At 61.2% G+C, this 1192-nt stretch carries 2 protein-coding genes; one reads left to right on the top strand and one right to left on the bottom strand.

The genetic code is table 11. The features are described from left to right. Nucleotides 1–343, top strand: a 343-nt coding sequence (locus EN893_RS38425; RefSeq protein WP_164901422.1) for a hypothetical protein, incomplete at its 5' end; no start/stop codon positions are given. Between the two features lie 68 nt (nucleotides 344–411). On the opposite strand, the gene EN893_RS34745 is transcribed toward EN893_RS38425, so the two are convergent. Beyond that, nucleotides 412–816 carry a cupin domain-containing protein gene (locus tag EN893_RS34745; protein ID WP_127267439.1) on the bottom strand — a complete coding sequence of 135 codons (405 nt, stop codon included), beginning with the start codon at nucleotides 814–816 and terminating at the stop codon, nucleotides 412–414. Nucleotides 817–1192 lie beyond the last annotated feature (376 nt).

Below are 1192 nucleotides of genomic sequence, written 5' to 3'. Positions count from 1 at the left end.
CAGCCACACCAGAGTCCTTCAGGCGACCGATGTCGTTTTTGGCACCTTTTCAGGCGATCAAGCCGTGGGACGAGATTACCGAAGCAACAGCACCCTTGTCGATTTTCAGCGTTGGTTTGAAGGGGACGTAGGGGATTTCGCCAATTTCGGAGAAAATGGCTTTGACGACGGAACAATACACAATTTTTTTGGGCGGCCGGGCGCAATGGTTTTTGCTGGACAACCGGTCGAGATCTTGGTCGGCTGCAGGGTCTTGATGGACTGCTATCTCAACGATGTCAGCATCAGGGCGTGGGAAGGCGCCCGGCGGAGGCTGAATTTTCTGGGCGTCCGAGTGGTTTAAATGCCAGCGGTTTTGCAGCTTGCGCGACGATCGTCATCGCTGCGGCAAGAAGCCTGCCCTCCGCCGGCTTAGGTGTCTCGACCGCCAAACTGCTCGTCGGTGACCCCCTCCAGCCAATCGACATGGACATCGTCGAGCGCCTCCTGCATCGCGATATGCGTCATCGCCGATTTGGGCGCCGCGCCATGCCAGTGTTTTTCGCCAGGCGCGAACGAGATGACGTCGCCGGCCCTGATCTCCTGGATCGGGCCGCCCCACGTCTGGGCAAGCCCGGCGCCCTCCGTCACGTACAGCGTCTGGCCAAGCGGATGCGTATGCCAGTGGGTGCGCGCGCCCGGCTCGAAGCTGACCAGCGTGGCCCGCAGCCGCGCCGGCGCCTCTTTCTCGATGATCGGCGTCTGCAGCACCCGGCCGGCGAAGTATTTTTCCGGCGCGATGACGGTCGGCACGCTGCCGCAGGCAATGATCTTCATGGGTCGATGGTCCTTCAAGCAGCGGGCGACGGGTCGCCTGTTTTCAGTTTCGGCCGATATCGGTCGACGTGCAACAGCTTCCCGCTGCCAGCCCCAGCATATGATCCGCACGGTCCACTGCCGAGCAAAGGGTTTCTATTTTTCTTGCCCTGCCGGCAAACAAGTGGGACGATGGCTTTGGGCAGGTGGCACTTGAAAAGAACCCCGCCCGCGACGGTCGAACAGGCCGGCCGCCGCTCAGGACCGATTGACCAAGCCTGAACCATACATGCCAGTCGGTCCTACGGGAAACGCCTGAGTGGAGGTCAGTCATGGGTACTCGCGCCGGAGGACGACGCACGGGACCGAAATGCATTGCCATAGTCGGTCCCTTCGC

The sequence above is a fragment of the Mesorhizobium sp. M7A.F.Ca.CA.004.04.2.1 genome (assembly GCF_004022825.1).
In the GTDB taxonomy this organism is placed as follows: Bacteria; Pseudomonadota; Alphaproteobacteria; order Rhizobiales; family Rhizobiaceae; genus Mesorhizobium.
Note: the sequence above shows the minus strand (reverse complement) of the source record. Positions and strands in the feature narration are given on the sequence as shown.

Excerpts from the sequence above, each read along its gene's own strand:
- EN893_RS34745 (WP_127267439.1), bottom strand. The coding sequence starts at position 816 with ATGAAGATCATTGCCTGCGGCAGCGTGCCGACCGTCATCGCGCCGGAA.